A 25,223-nucleotide genomic window follows, 5' to 3' on the forward strand; every position below is an offset into this window, starting at 1 on the left:
CGGTCGAGCTCTTGCTCGTCATGGAATGTTCATTCGCGGATCCAGCGCATCGCGCAGGCCGTCACCGAGAAAGTTGAAGCTGGTCACCGCGAGCGTGATGGCGACACCCGGCACGATCGCGAGCCACGGCGCGCTGGTGAGATAGATCTGCGCATTGTTGAGCATGTTGCCCCAGCTCGCCGCCGGCGGCTGGATGCCGAAGCCGAGATAGCTGACATAGGATTCGAGCAGGATCGCCTTGGCGACGTTCAGCGTCGCGGCCACCACGATCGGCGCGATCGCATTGGGGACGAGCTCGCGGAACATGATCCGCAGGTTCGACGACCCGAAGGCGAGAGCCGCCACGGCGAACTCGCGCTCGCGCAGCGAACGCACCTGGGCTTCGACGACACGGGCAACGGCCATCCAGGCGGTGGCTGCGATCAGCACGGTGGTGGTGACGAGGCCGGGCTCGGTGAGCGCCGCGAGCGCGAGCAGCAGGAAGATGGTCGGAAAGCACAGCACGGCGTCGACGAGCCGCATCAGGACCGCACCGACGGCGCCGCCATAGAAGCCGGCGAAGGCGCCGACCACGATACCGACCGCCATCGCCATCACCATCGCGACGATGCCGATCGAAAGCGACACCCGTCCGCCCATCATCAGGCGCGCCAGCACGTCGCGGCCGAGCTCATCGGTGCCGAGGATATGCGCGCCCGACAGCGGCGGCGCGAACCGCTTCATGATGTCGATATAGGTGTCGTCGAACGGCAGGAAATAGGGACCCAGTGCCGAGCCGAGCACGAGGACGAGAATGATCATCGCACCGGCAAGCGCAAGACGATGACGGCAAAAGCGCCGCCACGCGGCCTGACCGGGCGTGCGCTGGACGGTGGAGAGGGCCACAGTCGCCATCGCCTAGCCCACCCGGATGCGCGGATCGACGACGGCATAGAGGATGTCGGCGAGCAGCGAGCCGATCAGCACCATCGTCGCCGAAAACATCAGGATGCCCATCACCACGGGATAGTCGCGGTAGCCGATGGAATCCAGGAACAGACGGCCCATGCCGGGCCAGGTGAACACGGTCTCGGCCACCAGCGCGCCGCCAAGCAGGGTCGGAAATTGCAGGCCGGCCACCGTGATCATCGGCAGCAGCGCGTTGCGCAAGCCATGCACCGTGAGGATGCGCCATTCCGGCAGGCCCTTGGCGCGCGCGGTGCGGATGTAGTCCTGGTTGATGACCTCGAGCATCGAGGAGCGCATGAAGCGCCCCCACATCGCGGTCTCGACCAGCGCCAGCACCATCGCCGGCGCAATCAGATGATGTAGCAGGTCGAGGAAGGAGCCGTCGCCGACGGTCTGGCGATTGCCGGCCGGCAACCAGCCGAGCTTCACCGAGAACACGTAGATGGTGACGAGGCCGAACCAGAAGGTCGGGATCGACAGCGCGATCATGGCGCCGACGGTGGCGAGCGTATCGAACACCGAATAGCGGCGCAGCGCGCCAAGGATGCCGATCCAGCAGCCGAGCAGCACCGCGATGATGGTCGCCGTCGCCATCAGCTCCAGCGTCGCGCCGAGATGCGAGGAGATCACCGACAGCACCGCCTCGCCGTCCCGATAGGACTTGCCCCAGTCGCCTTTCAACATGCGGCCGAACCAGTCGAGATACTGGATCGGCAGCGGCCGATCGAGGCCGAGCTGCCTGGTGACGCGATCGAGATCCTCCTGCGTCATCTGGCCGGAGACGGCAAACTGCGAGAGCGGGCCGCCCGGCGCCAGGTGCAGAATGGCAAAGCCGATCGCCGAAACGATCACGAGCAGCATGATCGCCTGTGCCAGGCGATTGGCGACGTAGCGGGCCATCTCAGGCGATCCAGCCGGCCTGAGACATCAGGCCCAATACCATTCGCGCATGTTCCAGCTGTTGATCGACATGTTGATGTTGGGACGGAAGCCTTGCAGCCCCTCCTTGATGCCCTCGGCGATGAAGCTCTGGAACAGCGGCAGGATGGCGAGGTCGTTGCGGATGAGCTTTTGCAGCTCGCCATAGGTCGCCTTGCGCTGCGCCAGGTCGAATTGCTTGGCGCCCTGGGACAGCAGCCGGTCGGCCTCCGCACTCTGGTATTGATAAGTGTTGTAGCCACGACCGCCCTTGGCGGGAATGGCACCGGAGCCGAAGCGCGGCGTCACGTCGGGGTCGCTGCCCAGCATGAAGTTGACGCCGACGATCACGGAATTGAACTTCGATTGCTGCCAGAAGTCGCCCCAGATCACGGCCGCCGGCATGTTGTTGACGCGCATCGCCGCGCCAATGGCTCGCCAGTCCTGGATCAGGAGCTGCTGGCACTGCTCGCGCACGGCACTGCCCGCCGTCGTCGAATTGGTGAATTCGAGCTTCACGCCGCCCTTCTCGCGAATGCCGCTGGAGCCGCGAACCCAGCCCGCAGCGTCGAGCAGCGCATTGGCCTTGGCAGGATCGTATTTGTGCTGCGGCAGCCCCTGCTGGAACGACCAGGCCTGCTGCGGCACAAAGCTCTCGGTCTGCGTCGGCAGGCCGTAATAGAGCGCATCGATGATCGCCTGCTTGTTGATGCCGAGATAGAGCGCCTCGCGCACGGCGCGGTCGGTGAAGGGACCAAAATCCAAATTGGGCGCGATATGCTCTACCGAAGACGTCGAAGAGACGAAGATCTTGCGGCCCTTCAGCGTCTTCGCCTCCTGCACGAAGTTCGGCAGGATGCCCGCAAGGCCCGTGTAGTCGACCTGTCCGGTGCGGAACTGGGTGTAGAGCACGGTGAGATCGGGAATGTATTTGAAGACCACACGTTCGACGTACGGCCCCTTGCCGTGATAGCCGGTGTGGGCATTCAACTGGATATGATCGCCAGGCACGCGCTCGCCCCAGCGGAATGGACCGGTCCCGACCGGCGCATTGTGGAACGGCGAAGCGTTCGGATCGGACACCTTCTCCAGGATGTGCTTGGGCACGATGAAGGTGAACGACGCCAGGATCGACATGTAGGGCGAATAGGGCGCTTCCATCCGCCAATGAATCTCGTCGGGCGCGACGACGGTGATGTCCTTGACGAGGCTATGGCCGACCCGGCTGCGCGCGCGGAAACCGGGATTGTTGATCAGCTCGATGGAGAATTTGACGTCCTCCGCCGTGAACGGCGTGCCGTCATGCCATTTCACGTCGCTGCGGAGCTTGATCTTCCAGGTCAACCCGTCGGCCGACAGGCCGCCATTCTCGAGGGTCGGGACTTCGCGGGCGAGGTCGGGAACGAAATTCCCGTCGGGGTCGATGTACCAGAGCGGCGAAAACACCTGCCACCAGATGCCCTGATCGACCTCGATGCCGGGCATCAGCGGATGGAAGACGGTCGGCTCCTGCGAGAGCGCCGCGATCACCTGGCCACGCGGCTTGTCCGGCGGGCTGGTCGGGCGCTCGGTCTGCGCAAAGGCGCTGCCCGCGAGACTCCATCCCGCCGCGGCGCCGGCGCCGAGCTGGAAGAACTGACGGCGATTCGGAACTCCGAGATGCACTGCCCCAACGCCGAACCTGCCGGTGTCGTCTGCCATGACCCACTCTCCTTGTCGCACGCGGCACCGTCTCCCGCGCCCCCGAGACCCCGGCAAGGGACAAGGAGTGGGCTTTAGTGCTTCTAAATTTTTCGATCAAAAGTTCATCATGACTAAATACAGCTGTCAATCACATTGCTAGGATGCGCGACCTTTTCACTGTGACTGAACCTCGGACCCGATGCGGTCGCGGGGTGAGACGATGCATGGGAGAGCGACATGGATGGTCGCGGCGACACGAACGGCACCAAGGACGTCCCGGCGATCGAGGCCGACGATGCGGTCGACCAGCGCCTCGGCGAGACCGTGCGGCTGCTGCGCCAGCGCGCCGGGCTCTCGATCCAGGACGTCGCCAACAAGACCGGCCTCTCCAACGGCATGATCAGCCAGCTCGAACGCGCGCGCGCCATGCCGTCGATCCGCACGCTGCGCCTGCTCAGCATCGCGCTCGATGTGCCGATCTCCTACTTCTTCGAGACCAGCGATCCCGACAACGTGCAACGCTACATCGTGCGCAAGAACGCCAGGCGCCTGCTGCGGCTCACTGCCAGCGGCGTCGTCAAGGAGGCCCTCACCCCCGACGGCAAGGGCCAGCTCGAGCTCTACGAGCTCACGCTCAATCCCGGGGCATCCTCGGGCACCGACTTCCTGCAGCACACCGGCGAGAAGGCCGGCTACATCCTGTCGGGCAGCCTGCGGCTGTGGCTGGACAACCAGGCCCATCTGCTCGAGGCCGGCGACAGCTTTCGCTTCCCGAGCATCGTGCCGCACATGTTCGACAACCCGACCCAGCAGGTCGCGCGCGCAATCTGGGTGACGACGCTGCTCAAGACCGATTCGCCGCCAGGTTGAAGCATGTTCCCTGTTCCCGGCGGCCTCGGGGGCGCAAATTGACCCTCGACGGAGAGCCGGGCAGTCTGTAGCTCACATGATGCCGGGCTCGTCGACATGCGCGGCTGACGTCTTTGGTGTGAGACATGAAACTCAGGGGGCTTCTGACACTCGCGATGGCCGTGCAGGTCGTCGTGACCGCCGCAGCCCTCCTCGCCTCCTATGCCGTGACCGGAGCCGCCGACGGCTTCGGCACGCCCCAGATCATTGCCCTGCTCGCAAGCACTGTCATTGCGGCGCTGATCGCGCGTCTGTGCACGCGTGCGATCGAGACGACGCAGCACGATCAGGCGAAGACCGTCGCCGAGAGCGCGCAGATCACGCAAGCCATCATCAAGACCGCGCTCGACGCCTTCGTCCAGACCGATGAGCGCGGCATCGTCCTGGAGTGGAGCTTCCAGGCCGAGGCCCTGACCGGGTGGTCGCGACAGGAAGCGCTCGGCGCCGACGTCGTCGACCTCCTCATCGCCGCGCCGCTCCGCGACGGCTTCCGGCAACGCATGATGCGGCTGCTGCCCGAACTGGCGCATGCGCCGATCGGCATCCGCTTCGAGGCGAGCCTGCTGCACAGGAATGGCGGCGAGATCCTGATCGAGGCGTCCAGCACGGCGCTGCGTCTCGGGGAACGCCAAATCATCAACACCTTCGTCAAGGACGTCACGCAGAAACGGGCCGCCGAGGAGCAGCTGATCCAGGCCCAGAAGATGGAGGCGGTCGGACAGCTCACCGGCGGCATCGCGCACGAATTCAACAACATGCTCACGGTGATCACCGGCACGATCGAGATCCTCGCCGACGCCGTGAAGGACAATCCGCCGCTTGCGACCATCACCAAGCTGATCAGCGAGGCCGCCGATCGCGGCGCCGCGCTGACATCGAGCCTGTTGTCCTTTGCCCGCAAGCAGGCGCTCCAGCCGGCCGAGATCGACGTCAACGAGCTGCTCGAGGAACTGGCCAAGCTGCTGCTGGCGACCTTCGACAAGAAGATCGAGATCGTGACCAAGCTGGACGCCAATGCCTGGCTGGCTTTCGCCGATCGCGGTCAACTGAGCTCGGCGCTGCTCAACCTCGCCATCAACGCCCGCGACGCCATGCTGGGCGGCGGCAGGCTCACGCTGACGACGCGCAACGTGGTGTTCGGCGTCCGCGAGGCCGTCGCGGTCGGTGCCGGCTATGCCGGCGACTATGTCGAGATCGAGATCGCCGACACCGGCACCGGCATTGCCCGGGCCATTCTCGAACGCATCTTCGATCCGTTCTTCTCGACCAAGGAGGTCGGCAAGGGCACCGGGCTCGGGCTCAGCATGGTGTTCGGCTTCGTCAAGCAGTCCGGCGGCGGCATCAAGGTCGGCTCCGAGGAAGGCCGCGGCACGACATTCACGATCTACCTGCCGAAGGCCGAGACCAGCACGCTTCGCCCGGCCGGCTATGACGAGCGCAAGATCGTTGGGGGACAGGAAACCATCCTCTGCGTCGAGGACGACCGCGACGTCCGCCAATACGTCACGGTGCAGCTCGAGAGCCTCGGCTATAAGGTCATCCCGGCCGCGAACGCCACCGAAGCGCTCGCCATCGCGGCGGAAGGCAAGGCGTTCGACCTGCTGTTCACCGACATCGTCATGGGCGGCGGCATCAACGGACGCGAGCTCGCCGAGCAGATGGTGGCCGCGCGGCCCTCGCTCAGGGTGCTGTTCACCTCGGGCTACGCATATGACTCGCAAGCTCTGGGCCGCGCCACGATGAGCGCACCGCTGCTGACGAAGCCGTACCGCAAGGCCGAGCTCGCGCGCATGCTGCGCCGCTCGCTCGACACCGCCGTCGATTCCGCGGGCGATGCGATCCCGACGCCCTACTCGGTGCAGGCGGACGTCGACGGCTTCTTGCGCAGGCAGGCGGCTGAAGACGGCGGCACCTCGCGATCGCGAAAGTAGCCGCCTTGGACCTAGCTCATCCTTCGCCGCAGCGTGGCCGACGGTGTCTCGCCGAATTTTTCGCGGTAGGCGCCGGCCATACGGCCGAGATGGGTGAAACCGAGATCGAAGGCGATCCCGGTGATGGAGGCATCAGGCGCGGCCTGGGCGAGACGCGCGTGCAGGCCGGCAAGGCGCATGTCGAGCAGCATCTGTGAGATCGAGACGCCGAAGTGACGGCGGAAGCCGAGCTGGAGCGCGCGGATGCCGATGCCGGAGGCGCAGGCAAGCTGCACGAGATCGAGCGGCTCGCCGGCATTGTCCGCAAGATGGTCGCGCGCGGCCCGAAGCGCGCGCGGCAGTCGCTCGGCTTGGCCCGAGAACGTCCGGATCGCATCCGACAAGCCATGCCGCTGCCCGTTGAGGAGGTGATCGAGCATCGCCTCGCGCCAATCGAACATCGCGACCGGCGACAGCCTGCCGGACGGCCCGAGGCGCTCGGCAATCAGCATCAGCTCGGCGAGACTGGATTGCAGGCGGCGCCCGGACGGTGCGTCCAGGTCGATCGCAGCATCGAACTCGACCGCACAAGCCGCCCTGCCCGACAGCGCCGCGGCGCGCTGCTCGACCAGACGGCGGTCGAGCAGCAGGATCGCCTGCGCGCAATCGGCCCACATCATCCGGGTCGGAATAGTCGGCGACAGCAGCGATGCCGTCCGGCCCGGACTGGCATCGAGCTCCCCGGCGCCGGCACGTATGCGGGCCGAGCCTGTGAGCGGGACCTGCACCAGGAAGAAGCGCTCGAGGCATCCGGGATCGATGCTGACCGATCCGCCATAGGCGACGTAGTTGATGGAAAACCCTGCGAATGCCGCGCAATTGTGCCGGGCGGAGAAGCCGGCCGCGCGTGGCCGTGACGGTGTGAGATCGTGCGGGCAGAAGATGCGTCCGATCTGCTCGGCCGCTTCGTCGACATCATCAGTGGTGACGCAGGCGAAATCCGCAAGCCGTTCGGCTGCGGACGCCCTTGCGCTCACCTCCTGCACGGCTGCGGACATCGTCGACCACGCTTCGCGTCACGGAATTGCTTTAAGCCTATAATAGTCCCCCGAACGCGAAAAGGGCCGCCTCCGCAAAATCGTCGTGCTGCATGGCAATAGCCGCATCCGGATTCGTTTAGCGGATAGACAGGCGGCCCATGGCTGGCCGAAGCTCCCTCCCCGCCGGAATCCATGAGGAGCAAGCCATGACTGCACTCGAAAAGGGCATTACCGCTAGCGGCACGGGCTATGGCGGCAAGAGCTGGAACATCCTTGGCCAGGTCTATTTCCCCAAGGCCGTCACCGATTCCACCTTCGCGTTCGAGACCAACAGCGATCCGGGCCAGTTCGTGCCGGTGCACATCCACCCGACCCAGGACGAGTTCATCCTGGTGCAGGAAGGCACGCTCGACCTCAAGCTCGACGGCCAATGGGTCAAGGCCCATGCCGGCGACCTCGTGCGCATGCCGCGCGGCATCCCGCACGGTTATTTCAACAAGTCCGACAAGCCGTGCCGCGCGCTGTTCTGGGTCTCGCCGATGCAGAAGCTGGAGGCGCTGTTCAACCAGCTGCACAATCTGACCGACCCAGCCGAAGTGGTGCGCATCTCGGCGCTGCACGAGGTCGACTTCCTGCCGCCCGAGGCCAACGACTAGCCGTCGCCGCCTCGTCCACTGTCATCTGCTTGCAGGTCTTGCCGGCCGCGCCTAGCGGCCGAACGTGGCCGCTTGCGCGCGAACACATCGAGCAATCCCATGATCAGTCCCAAGCATGTCTGCGTGATCGGCGCCGGCGTCTCCGGCCTTGCCGCCGCAAAAGCGTTCGCCACCCGCGGCCACCGCGTCACCATCGTCGAGCGCAGCGGCGATCTCGGCGGCGTCTGGGAGCCCGCGCGCTCCTATCCTGAGGTGCAGACCCAGAGCCCGAAAGATCTCTACCGCTACACCGATCGCGCCATGCCGGACGTCTATCCTGAATGGCCGACCGGGCCGCAAGTCCACGCCTATCTCTCCGACTATGCGAAGAGCTTTAGCCTCGACCGCATGCTGCGGCTCGACACCGAGGTCGCCGGCATGGCTCGGCGTGCCGACGGCAGACCGGGCTGGACCCTCACCCTGACGAGCAAGGACGGCACGCCGTCGAACGAAGATTTCGATTTCGTCGCGGTCTGTACCGGCCAATTCAACGAGCCGCGCGAGCTGCGCTGCCCGGGCGAGGACGGTTTCCTGGCGCAAGGCGGACAGATTTTGCATTCGTCGAAATACAGCGATCCCACGCTGGCGAAAGGCCGCCGTGTCGTCGTGCTCGGCGGCTCGAAGTCGGCCACCGACATCGCCGTGAACGCGGTGAAGTCGGGCGCGCGCGAGGTCACGATCGTGATGCGCGAGCCGGTCTGGCGCATCCCCTATTTCATCGGCGGGCTCGTGAACTTCAAACGCATCCTCTACATCCGCGCGCAGGAGGAGATGTTTCCGGGCTGGGGCGCGAGCGCGATGGCAAGGCTTGCGCATCGCATCGCATCCCCGCTGGTGTGGGCCAATTGGCGCGGGCTGGAGAGCCTGCTCAAGGCGCAGCTCAAGCTCAAGCAGTGCAAGATGGTCCCGACGGAGCGGATCGAGGACGGCGTCAACTGCTCGGTGCCGATCGCAACGCCGGGCTTCTATCCAATGGTCGCAGACGGCCGCATCAAGGCGGTGTTCGGCACGTTCGGTCATTACGAAGGCGACAGCATCGTGATGAGCGGCGGCGGGCGCGTCAGTGCCGATGTCGCGGTGCTCGCGATCGGCTACAAGCTCGGGGTGCCGTTCCTGCCCGAGATTTATCGGCAGAAATTGGTCGATGCCGACGGGCAATACCGGCTCTATCGCCTGATCGCCAATCCCGATCTGCCCGAGCTCGGCTTCGTCGGCTTCAACTCCTCGTTCTGCACCGTGCTCTGCGCCGATCTCGCGGCCAACTGGCTGGTGCGCTACGCCGACGGCCAGCTGGCCAACCAGCCGACGGCGCAGGCGATGCGCGACAACATCGAGATGATGCTGCATTTCAAGCGTGTCGAGCGGCCGGCGGCGGGCGTCTATGGCGGCCTCTGCGTCGCGCCCTATCACTACCGCCATTTCGACGAGCTGATGGCCGATATCGGCGCGAAACACTGGAAGCGCGGCGGACTTGCAGGCCGCTTCCAGCCGCCGGACGCAGACGCCTATGCCAAGTTCCTGGCGACGGCGCCGGACTACCGGGCGGCATGAGAGGAGAATTGCGGCTGCTCGCGTCTGGTGCTTACGATCTCCCTGGCCATCGAATCGACGGGAACCAGCCATGGGATCGAGACGCCTTGCCGCCGCGGCTTTCGCGGCTGTTGCTTTCTTCGTCGCGACGCCCGCCGTTGCACAGAGCGGCGCGCCGACGCCGAAGCAATCCGAGGCGCTTGCCACCTACGAGCGCGCGCTCGGTGATTTCAAATCGATCCTCGCCGAGCGGCGGCGCCAGATCGAGGCAAAGGAGCCGCTGCCGAACCTGCCGGGTCAGGCGCTCTATCTCGCGCGCGTCGCTGTGATCAGCAGCTACAAGGATCTCACCGACGTCATGCCGTCACGGATCGGCAAGCCCAACAAGTTCGAAATTCCTCCCGCCTATTTCGATGCCGAGATCGAGCCGCTGGTCGACGAATACGGAAAGTTATTCGACATCATGGAGGCGCCGCCGGCCAATGCGCAGAACTCGGCGACGCCTTTCAAGGACGTCGTCGATCTCGCGGCCGCGATCGCGCGCGCCAAGGGGCTTGCACCTGTTCACGCCGAAGCTGCGGGCCGGATCAGCCTGGGACTGTTCTTTGCCGAGACCAACGGCAAGCAGAATGTCCGCAATGGGCGCTCGAACACCTATATGGGCAGCTTCCAGACCGGCCCGTCCGAGGACCGCAACGGCCGCAGGAAATGGGAGACCATCAAGGGCGAGATCGCAGCGATCGATCCCGAGCTGAACGCGCGTGACGACAAGGAAGAGGCGCGCGCCCGCGGCACCGATCACCGCTTCAACCACTGGACCAATGTGCGCGACGGCCTGATGAACGCGCATGCGGATATCTTCCGGGAGATCCCGGCAATCGTGAAGACGTTGCCCGACCCAATCGACCAGATGAAGCTGTTCGAGCTGATCCAGATCGTGCCGACCCCGACCAGATCCGCGCTCAAATCGGGCGATCTGCTGAATTACAGGGTGTCCAGCCCCACCATCATGAAGCACCTGCGTAACAACAGCATTTTCGCGTTCGGACAGGCCGACCGGGCGAGAACCTCAGCCAGCTTCCGCGAGATCCTCGCGGCGATGTGGCTGTTCAACCGGAAGTTCGAGCGGGCGATGGCGAAATATGCGGAGATCAAGTCGCGCTGAGGAAGCGGTTTGCAACTGCTACCGGACGTCGTAGGCTCCCTCTCCCACTCGTCATCGGGAAGGACGCGCCACGATGCCATCGGCCATCTCATGCGCCTGCTGATCCTCGGCGGCAGCCAGTTTCTCGGGCGCGCGATCGCCACCCATGCCTGCGCGGCCGGGCACGATGTGACTTGCGCAGCCCGCGGCCTCGCGGGACCGGTCGCGGCGGCCGCCCGCTTCGTGATGATCGACCGCGACACCATTGACGGGCTTGCGCCGCTTGCGGGCGGGACGTTCGATGCCGTGGTCGATGTCTCACGTCATCCCGGTCAGGTCCGCCGCGCGGTGGCGGCGCTGAAGCGGCCGGGCGTACACTGGGGCTTCGTCTCGACCGTCAGCGTCTATGCGGACAATCGCACGCCCGGGCAGCGCGCCGACACGGCATCGCTCCGCGAGGCCGTAACAGTGGATACCGAGCACAGCACCGACGCCATCTATGGCGCCGCCAAGGTCGCCTGCGAACAGGCGGTCGGAAGCGACGCCTTCATCTGCCGGGCCGGCCTGATCGTCGGGCCGGAGGATCCGACAGGACGGTTTTCGTACTGGCCGGCGCGACTGGTCCGCGGCGGCGAGGTGCTGGCACCGGGATCGCCTGACGACGCCGTCCAGTTCATCGACGTGCGCGACCTCGCGCAATGGATCGTGCATGCGGCAGAGATTGGCCTTAAGGGCATCTATGACGGCATTGGACCGGTTCGCACGCGCGGCGAAGTTCTGGCCGAGTGCGCATCTGCGCTGAACCCGTCCTGCAAATTCACCTGGATCGATCGCACCTTCCTTGAGGCGCATGACGTCCGGCGCTGGGCCGGCCCCCGGTCACTGCCGATGTGGCTGCCCCTGCCCGACTTCGCCGGCTTCATGACGCGCGATACTTCGCCGGCGCGGAAGGCTGGCCTGACCTCGCGACCGCCAGCGGTCACCGCGCGCGATACGCGCGCCTGGCTCCGCGCCAGCAACGGAGCTGTCATCGGACTGACAGAGGATGAGGAGAAGGCCGTGCTCGCCGCGTGGCATGTAGGAAGATCACCTTAACTCGTTATCCCAGCGGTTCGGCTCCGAAGCGACGCCAGAGATTGGGATAGCGCCGGGCCAGATGCTCCTCATCCTCCTCGAAAGGCTCGCCGGAAGGCTCAGATCCTCCCAGTCCCGCCTCCGGCTCGGAATAGTCGCGCACATCGCCTTGGCCGCCCTTCTCTTGGAAGAGCCGGTTCGCGACGTAGTAGATTTCCTCGAACTCCCACATCCCATCAGGGCCTGCTCGCACATCCAATTGCGCCATGCTGTCGGGATCGGCCAACGCGGACTCGTACACGCCGCGTCCCTTCGATACGAGCCAGCGGCGGAAGTATTCGAACCCGTCATCTGAGCAGCCACCGTGGATCACGTAGGCCGCCCCCCAAAGGTCCCAAGTGTACGCGTCGTTGAGACGGCGCCGAAACGCGATCTCGAAGGATTTGACCTCCTCGAGAGCTAGCCCGCGCAGCTCCGCGCGCAAGGCATCGATATGAGCGACCGGATCAGCGTCGGCCTGTCCGGCGCGCCCGATGATCTCCCAAAACTGATCCGCCGGCATCGCGGGTGCGGTCATGAATTCCTCCACCAGAACCAGCACCTCTGCTCGAACCATCCACGCCCGGGCATAGTGCGGCTTACGTCAACCAGATTGTGGCTACACGCTACCGCACGCAGACGTCAATTCTCTACCTTGTAGCCGTCCGTCAGCGTCTTCAGGAACGCGATGATGTCGGCCTCGTCCTGCTCGGTCATCGCCGGCTTGCCGCCGGGATGACGATCGAAGGGCGGATCGGTGACATCCACATTGGCGTGATATTTTGGCGACAGGTCGTCGTATTTCAGCACCGTGCCATCGGCAGCGTGCGCAAACACTTTCTCCGGATTGGTGTCGCGGAAATTGTAGAAGTCGAGCACCTGCTCCAGACTATGGAAAACGCCATTGTGAAAGAAAGCATGACGCGTCGCCGTGTTGCGCAGCGTCGGCGTCAGGAACATGCCGCAATATTGCGTCTGCTCGGAAATGTCGGTGCGCTGCGGGCCGCAGACGCCGAGGTCGAAGTAATTGGGATCGCGATTATTGGCGAGCGCGGCATTGCGCGGCGCGCCGAGGGCCTCGTATTGATGATCGGTGAACAGCGGCGGCAGGCCGTCGCGCGTCGGGGCCGAGGTGTGGCATCCCGCGCAATTGGCCTTGTCAGGGTCGTTGAATGCCTGCAGGCCGCGCAGCTCGCTCTCTGACAGCCGGGCCTTGCCTTCGAGCCAGTAGTCGTACTTGCTGGTGTAGGGATGGAAGCTCGGCTCCTCCACCTGATAGCGCGCGACCGCGAACATCGCCTCCGCGATCAGGAGCCGCTGATTCCTGAGCACACCGCCGCCGAACAGCTCGACGAAGCGGTTGGTATAGGGCGCGCGGCGCAGCTTGTCGGCGACGATCTCGGCACTGCCGCCGTCCATCTCGTTGGGATCGAGCAGCGGAAACAGCGCCTGGTCCTGCAACGTGTCGGCACGACCATCCCAGAACAGGCCGCCCTGCGGCACGATGTTCGTCGATGCGCCGGTGCCGCCCGCGGTCTTGGTCGTGCGCGCGGCCTGCTGCCCGATCGCGGCCATCTGCGCGAGGTCGATGATGTTGTCGTCGTCGCCCTTGTCGGGGCCGATGCTGAAATTCGGATGGCGCTCGAGATAGGTCAGCGACGGCACCGCGCGTGCGCCCTGCCGTAACAGGGTGGCGCCGCCGAGCATCACCGGCCCGTCATTGGGCGGCCCATAGGCGTGATCCGGGCTGTGGCAGGAGGCGCATGACAGCGCTCCGGACGAAGAGAGCGAGGCGTCGTAAAAGATCTCCTTGCCGAGCTGTGCCATCGCAGACAACGGCGCGATCGCCGGACGCATGAGACGGACCGGGTTCGGGTTCACACCCACTTTATTCGTCTCTGCAAATCTTTTCGTTCCGGCAGCAAAGACGGCGCCGGCCAGACAAAGCAGGCCGGCGCCGAGGAGCCACATGGTGCGGCCGTTCATTAGTCGCATCCTATTGGACTAGTGGTGGTGGTGCTCGTCCGGCGGGCTGGTGATGACGGTGCCGGAGGTCGGATCGAGGAACAGCGCATCGGCCCGGAGGTCGTGGCTGTGGTCATGGTCGAAGTCGAACAGGTCCATGATCGACCCCGTGGTGGCGTCGAATGCGCCGCCGCCGAGCCGCTGGCCGCGCAGCCAGTTGTCCTCGATGAAGCGAACCACCGAAGCCTGCGTCGTATAGGTGTGGCTGACGTAGTTCGTCCTGGCGTAGGGCGAGACCACGATCAGGGGAACGCGCGTGCCCGGACCGCAGCGGCCGTTCACTGGCTGGCCTTCGAGCCCCTTCGGTGCCGGCTGCTTGCTGGCGCCAAGGCCGCAGAGGCCGGGGCCGTTGACCTGATCGGCGGTCGGATCATACGAGGCGTTCTTCGGCGCGACGTATTGATGGTCGTACCAGCCGTCGGAGTCGTCATAGGTGATGATGACCGCGGTCTCGCGCCACTCCGGCTGCTTCTGCAGGAAGTTGATCAGCTCGACATTGCCGACCTGCTCGTCGAGCGGATCGGAGTTGCCGGCATGACCGTCCCGGAAAGCCGGCATCTTGATGTAGGAGACGGCAGGGAAATTGCCGGCCTTCACCGCGGCATAGAAGTCCTCGAGGTCGTAATTGTGATTGGCGGGATCGACCTTGCCGTTGAGGTCATGGGTATGGCCGATCGCACGGACCGAGCTCGGCCGCGCATGGCTCGGGTTCGCCGTCGACTTATGATACTGGAAGAAGGCGTGATGCGGGACGTAGTCCACGATCGTGCCGTTGACGTTGCTGGAGAAGGTGCTGCGGGCGCAGCCCGTGGTCCCGTTGGCATTCTTGAGCGTGAGGTCGAAGCCGCCCATGAAGCTGCCCCAGCTGATGTGCTCGGCGTTGAGCAGGTCGCCGATGTTCTTGCCGCCCATCAGCATGGTGCTCGTCGCGCTCGAGCAGACGTCGTTGCCGGGGTCGGTGTCGCCGGTCAGTGTCAGGCCGCCCTGACCGTCGGCGATCGACGATGACGTGCCGATGACCGGCTGCACGCCGTTGGTCTGCGCGGCGACCACCTCGAGCATGCCGGGCGTCGACGGACCGAACGTGTCGGTCCAGTTGTTGTCGCTCATGGCGAAGTGCTGGGCGTAGTTCCAGAAGGCAGTGACGGTGTTGCCGTCGAAATAGCCCATCACCTGCCCGTTCGTGCCGAATGCGCCGGCGCCGCCAGCGGTGCCGCGGCCGGTGAATTTCGGGAACAGGTCTGCCGTTGTCCACGGCCTGCTGCTCGGGCGTATAGGAATGGTTCTGCGAGCGGGTGTTGGCCTGGGTGCGGTCGAGGCGGAACGGGTCGGTCGCGCCAGTGCCATTGGCCGGATTGGTGTTGGGGTTGTTGACCAGCAGATTGGCCGTGACGAGGTTGTTCACCTTCGGCGTATGCGGCTTCGGCACGAAGGGGATCGAGCCGGACGGATTGGCCGCGTTCGGATAGGTCGCGAAATAATGGTCGAACGAGCGGTTCTCGTTGAAGATGATCACGAGATGCTTGATCGGCGTTTCCGTATGAATGTCGTGCGGATGACGGTGATGATCCCGATCGTGGTCCCGGTCCCGACCGAAATCGTCCGCGAGGACGGGAATGCTGCACGCGAGTGCCGTCGCGGCCGCGAAGAACGCGACCGTCGTCAGAAATCTGGTTTTCATTGTTGTGTTGCCCCGAAGGATTGACGCCGACGCTCGGGAACGTAATGGCGGCGGATGACAGGGCTGTGTCAGTTTGACGCACGAGACACTTTGCGCAGTAGCCGAGACTCGATTTTTCACGCAGCCGCCTGCTTCGCGCCGTCCTTGCCGAGGCATGCAGGTTTATTCCGTGGGCGACGGCAAAAATGATCGCGTCCAGATCGTTGCGCCATGCGCCCGGTTGCATTTAGCTTGGCCGGACAAGAACAAATCCTCGGGGGAAACATGAAAGCCGCTCCTCGCATACGCGTGCGCCATGCCGTGTCAGCTCTGGTCGCAACGTCCCTGGCCGGCCTTGCCAGTTTTGCCGCCCACGCCGAGATCGTCGTCAGCGCCAATGACGGCAAGATGGTGCTGGAGAACGGCACTGCCGTGGTGCGCAAGCAGCCGCTGCCGGATACGGTCAGCGTCATCGACTTCACCGACGGCGCATTGAAGCTGCTGGGCGAGGTGCCGGCGCCTGCCAGCGTCGTCGGCCCTCCGCCGAGCGTGGCAATTGCGCCGGACGGTGCCTTTGCGCTGGTGACGGGCGCGATGAAGATCGATCCGGCGGATCCGACCAAGGCGGTGCCCGACGACAAGCTTTCGGTCATCGACCTGAAGTCCTCACCGCCAAAAGTGCTCGCGACCCACCAGGCCGGCGCGGGCGCGGCCGGCGTCTCGATCAACCGCGCGGGCACGCTGGCGCTGGTTGCGAACCGCAGCGAAGGCACCGTCTCGGTGTTTGCGATCAGCGGGAGCACGCTGACGCCGGCCGGCAAGATCCAGCTTGGTGATGCCAAGTCGGGCCCGAGCCACGCCGTGTTCTCGCGCGATGGCGCGACCGCGCTGGTCACCCGCGACGGCGACAACAAAATCTCGCTTCTCACCGTGGACGGGACCAAGGTGGAGTACGCCAAGCGCGACCTCTCCGCAGGCGTTCGCCCCTATGACATCGACCTCACCGGCAGCGCTGCGGCCGTCGTCGGCAATGTCGGCGCCGGCAGCGGCGACAACGACACGATCAGCCTGATCGACATGACCGCAAAGCCGATCCGCGTCGTCAGTACGGTGACCGTCGGACAGACGCCGGAAGCGGTAAAGATGTCGCCGGACGGCAATCATGTTGCCGTCACAGTCATGAACGGCTCGAACAAGCCGTCGGCCTCGCCGTTCTTCAACGATTTCGGCCTGCTCAAGGTCTACCGGATCTCGGGTACCGAGCTCGCGCCGGTGGCGGAAGCCAAGATCGGCCATTGGTGCCAGGGCATGGTGTGGTCGAAGGACTCCAAGCATGTCGTGGCGCAGTGCATGGTCGAGAACGAGCTGATCGCATTCGCGTTCGACGGCAAGGCGCTGACCAGGACGTCCACGCTCAAGCTGCAGGTGAGCCCCGCGGGGATCAGAACCGCGGAGCCATGAGATCAGCGCGCGGCGCAGCCACCCTGCGCCGCCTGCCCTACTCCGTCCGGATCGGCGTGTCCTTCAGGCCGTTGTTGTCATAGGCCTTGCGCAAAGTGCCGTTCGTCACCGCTTCGTTCATGAATTTGCTGACGAAGGCGAGCGCCTGGCCATGGCCGAGCGGGACGGCGACGGCGGTCACCGTCTTCTTGAAGGTCTCGTCGAGCACGCGTGTCCCCGGAATCTTCTGCGCCATCTTGTTGAGCTGGTCGCGTGACAACGCGAAGGCGTCGATCTCGCCGCTCTTCAGCAGACCGAAGATTTTATCGTATGTCTGATAGCCCGTCACCGTCGCATTCTTCAGATGCGCAATGGCGCCGCGCATGGTGGTCGTGGCGTTGACGGCCGCAACCTTGATGCCCGCCTGGTCGAGCGTGGCGAAACTGCCGATGCTCGAACCCGGCTTGACGATGTAGGTGGCGTCGGCGACCTCGTAGATCGGGCCGAACAGCATCTTGGTCTCGCGCTCGGGATCCTTGGGCAGCCATGTGACGTCCCAGGTGCCCTTTGAGGCGGCGTCGGTGATCTGTCCGGAATTCTGGTGCACGACATATTCGACGGGTACACCGAGCTGCGCGGCCATCTCCTTGCCGAGGTCGACCGGCACGCCGGCGAAGCCGGCGTCCGTCCTGGTCGACCAGAACGCGCCGCCCGCCGGGCTGATCGCGATCGCAACCCGGAGCTTGCCGGTCGGCGCGATCTCGTCCTTCAGGCCATCGGCTAGCGCGGGCATGACGAGGGCCGCTGCGAGAACGAGGCCGGCAAGGGCCGAGTGGAGGATCGTGGGCATGTCATGTTCTCCTCACCTTTTTTCTTCTTTCAACTGCTCCGTCTCCGGCACACGGCCTGACACAATTCTGGTCGATCGTGCGCGCGGTGAAAAGCGGTTTGTCATGACAAACCTGCCAAAGGCCACGGCGCGGGTTGCAGTGCAAGGCCGGCGACTGCCATGGCTATGGTGTTCCACGGCCGGGCGTTTATTGGTAGCCTGCGGCACCGACAGACAGAAATCGGGGGCCACCGAATGACCTGCGCGAATCCCACATCGCTCGCCCATCGCAATGGCGCGTGGAGACATGTCGGACGGGCGCTGGCCGCCGCGAGTGCCGTGATCGCGCTCGCCGGCTGCGAGGACAAGAACGCCTTCGTGGCGCCGCCGCCGCCGAAGGTGGACGTGGCGCCCCCGGTGCAGCGGCCGGTGACGCGCTATGTCGAAGCCACCGGCAATACTGCGCCGATCAAGAGCGTCGATCTCGTCGCGCGCGTGCAGGGTTTCCTGCAATCGATCGACTACCAGGACGGCAGCTTCGTCAAGCAGGGCACCCAGCTGTTCACGATCGAGCCGGAGACGTACAAGCTCAAGGTCGAGCAGGCGAAGGCCGCGGAGGTCGGCGCGCAAGCAACCGTCAAGCAGGCCGAAGCCGATTACAAGCGGCAGGTCGATCTCGTACAGCGTCAGGCGGTCTCGCAGTCCACCCTGGACACCTCGACATCGACCCGCGACAACGCCCAGGCCAGCCTCCAGCAGGCCCAGGTCAATACCAGGCTCGCGGAGGTCAATTACGGCTACACCAACGTGACCGCGCCGTTCGACGGCATCGTCAGCGCGCACCTGGTTTCGGTCGGCGAGCTTGTCGGCGTCTCCTCCCCGACCCAGCTCGCGACCATCGTCGCGCTGGACCCGATCTGGGTGAACTTCACGGTCAACGAGCAGGACGTCCTTCGCATTCGCGCCGAAGCGGCCCGCCGCGGGCTGACCGTCGCCGACCTCAAACAGTTGCCGGTCCAGGTGGGCCTGCAGACCGAAACCGGGTATCCGCATGAAGGCCACCTCGACTACGTCTCGCCGACCCTCAACACATCGACAGGCACGCTCGCGGTGCGCGGCGTCATACCCAACGACAAGCGGGCGCTGCTGCCCGGTTATTTCGTTCGCGTCCGCGTGCCCTTCGACCAGGAGAAGAGCGCCCTCCTCGTCCCCGACACTGCACTCGGCAGCGATCAGGGCGGCCGCTATCTCCTCGTCGTCAACAAGGACAATGTCGTCGAGCAGCGCAAGGTGCAGATCGGGCCGACCGACAACGGCCTGCGCGTGATCGAAAGCGGGCTGAAGCCGGACGACCGCGTCGTGATCGCGGGGCTGCTGCGCGTGATCCCGGGCCAGAAGATCGACCCGCAGGTGACGAAGATCGACCAGTCCCAGGCGTCCACCAAGTAGGAGCCGCCGGCCATGATCTCAAAGTTCTTCATCGAGCGGCCGGTCCTCTCGAACGTCATCGCGCTCCTGATGATCCTGATCGGCGGCGTCGCGCTGTTCAACCTCGCGATCGCGCAATATCCCGACGTGGTGCCGCCGACAGTGCAAGTCACCACGCGCTATCCCGGCGCCAGCGCCAAGACCGTGATCGACACGGTCGCCTTGCCGATCGAGCAGCAGGTCAACGGCGTCGAGGACATGCTCTACATGCAGTCCTACAGCGGCTCCGACGGCACCTACACGCTGACCGTCACCTTCAAGATCGGCACCGACCTGAACTTCGCGCAGGTGCTGGTGCAGAACCGTGTCTCCAGCGCGCTGGCGCAGCTGCCGCAGGCGGTGCAGAACCAGGGCGTCACCGTCCAGAAGAAATCGACCGCGATCCTGCTGTTCGTGACGCTGACCTCGCCGGAGGCCAAATATGACAGCCTCTATTTGAGCAACTACGCCACCATCAACATCCGCGACGAGCTCTCCCGCCTGCCCGGCGTCGGCAACGTCACGGTGTTCGGTGCCGGCCAGTATTCGATGCGGGTGTGGCTCGATCCGAACAAGCTGCAGGTCCGTGGCCTCGTGCCGCAGGACGTCATCAACGCAATCCAGCAGCAGAGCCAGCAGGTCTCCGCGGGCCAGGTCGGCGCACCGCCGACGCCGCCGGGCCAGGCGTTCCAGTACACGCTCAACGTCAACGGACGACTCGACGACACCACCCAGTTCGAGAACATCATCGTCAAGACGGGCACCAGCGGCGACGTCACGCGGGTGCGCGACGTCGGCTGGGTCGAGCTCGGCGCGCAGACCTACAGCCAGATCTTCTCGCTCAACAAGCAGCCCGCAACCGGCATCGGCGTGTTCCAGTCGCCCGGCGCCAACGCGCTCCAGGTCGAGCAGGCGGTCGAGAAGAAGATGGCGGAGCTCGCCAAGCGCTTCCCGGAAGGCATCAAATACGACACGCCGTTCGACACCACCAAATTCGTCGAGGCCTCGGTGCACGAGGTCTACATGACGCTGATCGAGGCCGGCCTCCTGGTGCTGGTCGTGATCCTTGTCTTCCTGCAGGACTGGCGCGCGATGCTGGTGCCGGCGACGACGGTGCCGGTCACCATCATCGGCGCCTTCGCCGCGATGGCGGCGCTCGGCTTCACCATCAACATGTCGACGCTGTTCGCGATCGTGCTCGCGATCGGCATCGTCGTGGACGACGCTATCGTCGTGGTGGAAGGCGCCGCGCACAATATCGAGCAGGGCATGAATGGCCACGACGCCGCGATCAGGGCGATGGACCAGCTGTTCGCGCCGATCGTCGGCATCACGCTGGTGCTGATCTCGGTGTTCCTGCCGGCCTCGTTCCTCGCAGGACTCACCGGCCGCATCTATTCGCAATTCGCGCTGGTGATCGCGGCGACTGCGCTATTGTCCGCCATCAACGCAGCGACCTTGAAGCCGACGCAATGCGCATTGTGGCTGCGGCCGGCGGTGCCGCCGGAGCAGCGCAACTTCTTCTATCGCGGTTTCAACAACGTCTATAACCGGGTCGAGCGCGGCTATACGCGGCTGATCACCTTCCTGGTCAGGCACGCCACGGCGTCGGTCGCGGTCGCCCTGGTGCTGATCGGGATCGGCGGCTACGGCCTGTCGCGGGTGCCGACCGGCTTCCTGCCGATCGAGGACCAGGGCTATCTGATCGCCGCCATCCAGCTGCCCGACGGCGCGTCGCTGGAACGGACCCAGAAGGTGCTCGATCGTGCCAGCGATATCATCAAGGATGCGCCGGGCGTGGCGCAGGTCATCACCATCGCCGGCATCTCCGCGCTCGACAGCAGCGCGAGCCTTGCCAATGCGGGCGTCGCCTACATCATCCTGAAGGATTGGGATGCGCGCAAAGGCCCCGGCGAGGATCTGCGCTCGCTGGTCTTTGGCCTCAACGACAAGCTCGCCGTGATCATGGAGGCGCGGACCATCGTGCTGCCGCCGCCGCCGATCCAGGGCATCGGCAACGCCGCCGGTTTCTCGATGCAGGTCGAGCTGCGCGACGGCAACAGCGATTTCGCCAAGCTGCAGGCGATCACCGGCGCGATGGTCACCAACGGCCAGAGCCAGAGCGCGCTGCAGCGCGTGCAGTCCTCGTTCCGCTCCTCGGTGCCGCAATTCAACGTCGAGATCGACCGCATCAAGACCCAGACGCTGCACGTCACCACCGACCAGGTGTTCTCGGCGCTGTCGACCTATCTCGGCTCATCCTACGTCAACCAGTTCAACAAGTTCGGCCGCGTGTTCCAGGTCTACACGCAGGCCGATCCCGCCTTCCGCGTCACCGAGCGCGACATCGCCAACATGCAGGTGCGCAACTCGAACGGCGACATGATCCCGATCGGCACCGTCGCCACGATCACGCCGGCGACGGGGCCGTCGCTGATCAGCCTCTACAATCTCTATCCCTCCTCGACCATCATCGGCCTGCCGGCACAGGGCTACTCGTCCGGCCAGTCGCTGCAGCTGATGGAGGAGATCGCGGACAAGACGCTGCCGCCCGGCACCGGCTATGAATGGACCGCGATGTCGTACCAGGAGAAGGCGGTCTCGAACCAGATCTACTGGGTGTTCGGCCTCGCCATGCTGCTGGTCTACCTCGTGCTCGCCGGCCAGTACGAGAGCTGGTACGCGCCGATCTCGGTGATCCTCGCCGTGCCGCTGTCGCTGATCGGGCCGATGCTGATCCTGAGCGGCCTCAAGATCGACAACAACCTCTACTGCCAGATCGGCCTGATCCTCCTGATCGCGCTGTCGGCGAAGAACGCCATCCTGATCGTCGAGGTCGGGCTCGAGCTGCACGTCCGCGACGGCAAGCCGATCCTGGAGTCGGCGATCGAGGCGGCGCGCGCCCGTTTCCGCCCGATCCTGATGACGTCGTTCGCCTTCATCCTCGGCGTGGTGCCGCTGGTGCTCGCGACCGGCGCCGGCGCCAGCGCCCGCAAGTCGATCGGCATCACGGTGTTCTCGGGCATGCTGGCCTCGACCTGCCTCGCGGTGCTGTTCGTGCCGGCCTTCTTCGTGGTGGTGCAGCGCTTCGAGAACTGGCGCGCGTCAAAGAAGGCGCCGAAGGCGGTGGCGGAGGTGAAAGGATAGACAACGGATCGTCATTGCGAGCGAAGCGAAGCAATCCAGAGTCTTTCCGCGGAGGCAGCCTGGATTGCTTCGCTTCGCTCGCAATGACGGAATGCGCACCGCCCGCTAGGCTTTCTCGCTTGATGCCCGTCGTGCCTCGCCGCTCGAGACCAGCAGCACCGAGACCTTCGACTGCCTCAGCACGGCGTCGGCGACGCCGCCGAAGGAGAGATGATCGGCCTGGATGCGGTCGACGCCGATGACCACGAGATCGACATCGGTGGTGTCGATCTCGCGCAGGATCGCGGCCTCCGGCGACCGGTTCACGCGCAGCGTCGTGGTGATATCGACATCGTAGCGGGCGGCGAGATCACTGGCGTCCTTCAGGATGCCGGTTTCCTGGCTGAGGCCACGCGACACCCCGCGTTGCGCGCCCTTGTCCCGCGTCGTCGCCACATAGATCACACGCAGCGAGCCTGATCCGGCCTGCGCCAGCGCGACCGCGACCTCTGCGCCGCGTTTGGAGACGGCGCTGCCGGAGACCGGGACGAGGATGTTGAGCCCATCGGGCACCGGCTGCTTCAGGTGGCTGCCCTTGGCCAGGACGATCGCGAGCGGCCCTTCGAATTGAGCGGCGATGTCCTCGACCTTCCTGTCGAAACGATCCCTGGTCGCGACGACCTTGTCGATGCCGACGACGAGGAGATCGAAGCCCTTCTTCGCCTCCTCGCCGACCGCTTCGCCGAGGTCCGACCTGCGAATCCGCGTCGTCACATCGACGTTCCCGGCCTCCGGATCGGAAGTCACCGTTTCGGCCGCCCGCTTCACCACGGCTTCATGGCTCTCCTCCCCGTCGCGGCCCCTCTCCTGCTCCGTGGCGCGCTTGCCGACATGCAGCACGGTGATCGGCAGGCCGCGCATGCCGGCGATCAGACCCGCGACGTGGGCGGCGAAGGTGGCGTTGACGCTCTCGTCGACCGCCAGCAGAGGACGTTCGAGATTGGCGACGAAGCCGCGCTTCTCGAATTCCTCGCGCTCGAGGCGCTCCTTCTCCTCCTTGTTCATCGGCAGCCTGGCCAGCGCCGCGCGCAGCATCGGCGGCATCGCCATCGTGGTCACGATCGCCATGGTCACGATCATCGTGAACAGGTTCTGGCTGAGCACGCCGATGGACAGGCCGATGGTCGCGATGATCACCTCGGTCGAACCGCGCGCATTCATGCCGCTCGCCAGCGCCAGCGACTCCCGATAGTTCAGGCCGCCCAATGTGCCCCCGACGAACGCGCCGCCGAACTTGCCGACGCTGGCGATGACGACCAAGAGGCCGGTGAGCATCAGGAGGTTGGGATCGCGCAGCACCGACAGATCGGCGGCAAGACCGGCGAGACCGAAGAACACCGGCATGAAGAAGCTCGAGATCAGGCCGCGCAGACGCTCGTCGATCTGCCGCGTCAGGATCGGCGACTCCCCGACCAGGATGCCGGCGACGAAAGCACCCAACACCGTGTGCACGCCGATCAGGTGCGTGATCAGCGCCATCGTGCCCATCAGCAGCAGAATGACCGTGATGACCGGCGCGGTGCTGACCAGCGTGTCGTTGGCCCAGCGGATGAGCTGGAACACCAGGCGGCGGCCGATGGTGAAACTGATTGCGAGAAAGACGAGCGTGCCCAGCACGGCCTTCGCCACCGAGCCGATATCCAGCGTGTTATGGGAGGCCAGGCTGAAAATGACGGCGATGATGATCCAGCCGATGGTGTCGTCGATCACGGCGGTCGCGACGATGATCTGCCCGACGTCGCGGCGCATGAAATTCATCTCGCGGACCACCACGGCGACGATCTTCACCGAGGAGATCGACAGCGCCGTGCCCATGAACAGCGAGGCGACCAGACGCTGCTGCGGATTTGGCAGCAGCGCGTCAGGCAGGAACTCGCCGAGGGCAAAGCCGCAGGCGAAGGGCACGACGATGCCGGCGATCGAGATCGCGATCGCGGCCTTGCCGACCTTCCTGACCAGCTTGAGATCGGTCTCCATGCCGGTCAGCAACAGCAACAGCAGGATGCCGAACTGGGCGATGCCGTCGATCATCGCCTTCTGCTCGGGTGTCTTGGGAAAGATGGCGTGCTGCGCCTCCGGCCACAGCCAGCCGAGCAGCGACGGCCCGAGGATGATGCCGGCGAGCAGTTCGCCGATCACCGAGGGCTGGCCGACGCGCTGCATGATCTCGCCGAGGCCGCGGCCGACGACGATCAACAGCACGATCTGCAGAATCAGGAGGGACTCGGAGGGGCCGGCCGATTTGCCGCCTTCGGCGCCCGCTGCAATGGTGGTGAGGACGAGCACCGCGGGGACGAGGCCGACCGGTCGGAGCAGGCTCCACTGCATGCAGGTGTCTTGTCCCCTTTTGCTGTCCCGGCGAGGTTGCCAGGCCACAGGAATAGAACCCGCGGGAGGTGGAGCGGGTTCCCGTCGCTCGCGGCGGGGATTAAGGGGTGAAAACAAAAAGTGCGAGAACAACCCCATGCACAGTAGAGATGGCGTTGAAAAAGCTCGAGAAAATTTCTGTATTCCCGAAACAACTTGCTCCGTCGGGCAAAACAGGGGCAGAATGGCATCATGGGTGGCATGGGCCGGGTGCCTCCTCATCCCCCGTCATTGCGAGCGAAGCGAAGCAATCCCGCCACATCCCCGTCATTGCGAGCGCAGCGAAGCAATCCAGGATCCCTCCGAGGAAAAATTCTGGATTGCTTCGTCGCAAGCGCTCCTCGCAATGACGAGTGGAG

The 25,223-nt window shown here is 65.1% G+C and carries 18 protein-coding genes and 1 pseudogene; 9 read left to right on the top strand and 10 right to left on the bottom strand.

Annotation, left to right across the window (positions count from 1 at the left end; all coding sequences use genetic code 11):
• Window positions 1-18: 18 nt before the first annotated feature.
• The 3 genes from IQ16_RS15225 to IQ16_RS15235 are packed head-to-tail and all read right to left on the bottom strand — an operon-like array spanning window position 19 to window position 3,567.
• Window positions 19-894, bottom strand: a complete 876-nt coding sequence (locus tag IQ16_RS15225; protein ID WP_018641045.1) for an ABC transporter permease — start codon at window positions 892-894, stop codon at window positions 19-21.
• Between the two features lie 3 nt (window positions 895-897).
• Entirely contained in the window at window positions 898-1,848 is a 951-nt protein-coding gene (locus tag IQ16_RS15230) for an ABC transporter permease (protein ID WP_018641046.1), read from the bottom strand.
• Between the two features lie 27 nt (window positions 1,849-1,875).
• A complete protein-coding gene (locus IQ16_RS15235) occupies window positions 1,876-3,567 on the bottom strand; it encodes a peptide ABC transporter substrate-binding protein (protein WP_018641048.1) in 1,692 nt (563 codons plus the stop codon).
• A 219-nt stretch (window positions 3,568-3,786) separates the two neighbouring features.
• Here IQ16_RS15235 and IQ16_RS15240 point away from each other — a divergent pair, with 219 nt between their 5' ends.
• Together IQ16_RS15240 and IQ16_RS15245 are read left to right on the top strand one after the other, a co-directional pair.
• Entirely contained in the window at window positions 3,787-4,419 is a 633-nt protein-coding gene (locus tag IQ16_RS15240; protein WP_018641049.1) for a cupin domain-containing protein, read from the top strand.
• A 125-nt stretch (window positions 4,420-4,544) separates the two neighbouring features.
• The gene (locus IQ16_RS15245; protein ID WP_018641052.1) at window positions 4,545-6,389 is read left to right on the top strand and encodes an ATP-binding protein; all 1,845 of its coding nucleotides are present in this window, start codon (window positions 4,545-4,547) and stop codon (window positions 6,387-6,389) included.
• A gap of 11 nt (window positions 6,390-6,400) precedes the next feature.
• Here the strand turns inward: IQ16_RS15245 and IQ16_RS15250 are convergent, their stop codons facing one another.
• On the bottom strand, window positions 6,401-7,426 hold the full coding sequence (locus tag IQ16_RS15250) for an AraC family transcriptional regulator (protein WP_018641054.1): 1,026 nt from the start codon (window positions 7,424-7,426) through the stop codon (window positions 6,401-6,403).
• Between the two features lie 188 nt (window positions 7,427-7,614).
• Here IQ16_RS15250 and IQ16_RS15255 point away from each other — a divergent pair, with 188 nt between their 5' ends.
• From IQ16_RS15255 to IQ16_RS15270, 4 genes are all read left to right on the top strand, one after another.
• A complete protein-coding gene (locus tag IQ16_RS15255) occupies window positions 7,615-8,064 on the top strand; it encodes a cupin domain-containing protein (protein ID WP_018641055.1) in 450 nt (149 codons plus the stop codon).
• 99 nt (window positions 8,065-8,163) lie between these two features.
• Entirely contained in the window at window positions 8,164-9,654 is a 1,491-nt protein-coding gene (locus tag IQ16_RS15260) for a flavin-containing monooxygenase (protein ID WP_026311709.1), read from the top strand.
• Between the two features lie 70 nt (window positions 9,655-9,724).
• Entirely contained in the window at window positions 9,725-10,798 is a 1,074-nt protein-coding gene (locus IQ16_RS15265) for a hypothetical protein (RefSeq protein WP_018641057.1), read from the top strand.
• A 90-nt stretch (window positions 10,799-10,888) separates the two neighbouring features.
• The gene (locus tag IQ16_RS15270) at window positions 10,889-11,872 is read left to right on the top strand and encodes an NAD-dependent epimerase/dehydratase family protein (RefSeq protein ID WP_018641058.1); all 984 of its coding nucleotides are present in this window, start codon (window positions 10,889-10,891) and stop codon (window positions 11,870-11,872) included.
• A 4-nt stretch (window positions 11,873-11,876) separates the two neighbouring features.
• On the opposite strand, the gene IQ16_RS15275 is transcribed toward IQ16_RS15270, so the two are convergent.
• The 4 genes and pseudogenes from IQ16_RS15275 to IQ16_RS47285 form a co-directional block, all read right to left on the bottom strand.
• Complete coding sequence (locus IQ16_RS15275) at window positions 11,877-12,428, bottom strand: DUF4240 domain-containing protein (protein ID WP_035665907.1); 552 nt, start codon at window positions 12,426-12,428, stop codon at window positions 11,877-11,879.
• 104 nt (window positions 12,429-12,532) lie between these two features.
• Window positions 12,533-13,876, bottom strand: a complete 1,344-nt coding sequence (locus IQ16_RS15280) for a cytochrome-c peroxidase (RefSeq protein WP_018641060.1) — start codon at window positions 13,874-13,876, stop codon at window positions 12,533-12,535.
• An 18-nt stretch (window positions 13,877-13,894) separates the two neighbouring features.
• Window positions 13,895-15,085, bottom strand: a complete 1,191-nt coding sequence (locus tag IQ16_RS15285; protein ID WP_283812181.1) for a phospholipase C — start codon at window positions 15,083-15,085, stop codon at window positions 13,895-13,897.
• A 130-nt stretch (window positions 15,086-15,215) separates the two neighbouring features.
• Window positions 15,216-15,752 (bottom strand): annotated as a pseudogene (locus IQ16_RS47285) (alkaline phosphatase family protein); the annotation flags it as partial.
• Between the two features lie 108 nt (window positions 15,753-15,860).
• Here IQ16_RS47285 and IQ16_RS15290 point away from each other — a divergent pair.
• A complete protein-coding gene (locus IQ16_RS15290; RefSeq protein WP_020607782.1) occupies window positions 15,861-17,036 on the top strand; it encodes a YncE family protein in 1,176 nt (391 codons plus the stop codon).
• Window positions 17,037-17,073: 37 nt separating this feature from the next.
• Here IQ16_RS15290 and IQ16_RS15295 read toward each other — a convergent pair whose 3' ends face one another.
• Window positions 17,074-17,865, bottom strand: coding sequence for an ABC transporter substrate-binding protein (locus tag IQ16_RS15295; RefSeq protein WP_018641062.1), 792 nt, complete (start codon window positions 17,863-17,865; stop codon window positions 17,074-17,076).
• A gap of 234 nt (window positions 17,866-18,099) precedes the next feature.
• Here IQ16_RS15295 and IQ16_RS15300 point away from each other — a divergent pair, with 234 nt between their 5' ends.
• Together IQ16_RS15300 and IQ16_RS15305 are read left to right on the top strand one after the other, a co-directional pair.
• A complete protein-coding gene (locus IQ16_RS15300; protein ID WP_020607783.1) occupies window positions 18,100-19,293 on the top strand; it encodes an efflux RND transporter periplasmic adaptor subunit in 1,194 nt (397 codons plus the stop codon).
• Between the two features lie 12 nt (window positions 19,294-19,305).
• Window positions 19,306-22,458: an efflux RND transporter permease subunit gene (locus IQ16_RS15305; RefSeq protein ID WP_018641064.1), complete on the top strand. Its 3,153-nt coding sequence runs from the start codon at window positions 19,306-19,308 to the stop codon at window positions 22,456-22,458.
• A 105-nt stretch (window positions 22,459-22,563) separates the two neighbouring features.
• Here IQ16_RS15305 and IQ16_RS15310 read toward each other — a convergent pair whose 3' ends face one another.
• A complete protein-coding gene (locus IQ16_RS15310) occupies window positions 22,564-24,825 on the bottom strand; it encodes a cation:proton antiporter domain-containing protein (protein ID WP_018641065.1) in 2,262 nt (753 codons plus the stop codon).
• Between the last annotated feature and the right edge of the window lie 398 nt (window positions 24,826-25,223).

The organism is Bradyrhizobium huanghuaihaiense (assembly GCF_007830635.1).
Classification (GTDB): domain Bacteria; phylum Pseudomonadota; class Alphaproteobacteria; order Rhizobiales; family Xanthobacteraceae; genus Bradyrhizobium; species Bradyrhizobium huanghuaihaiense.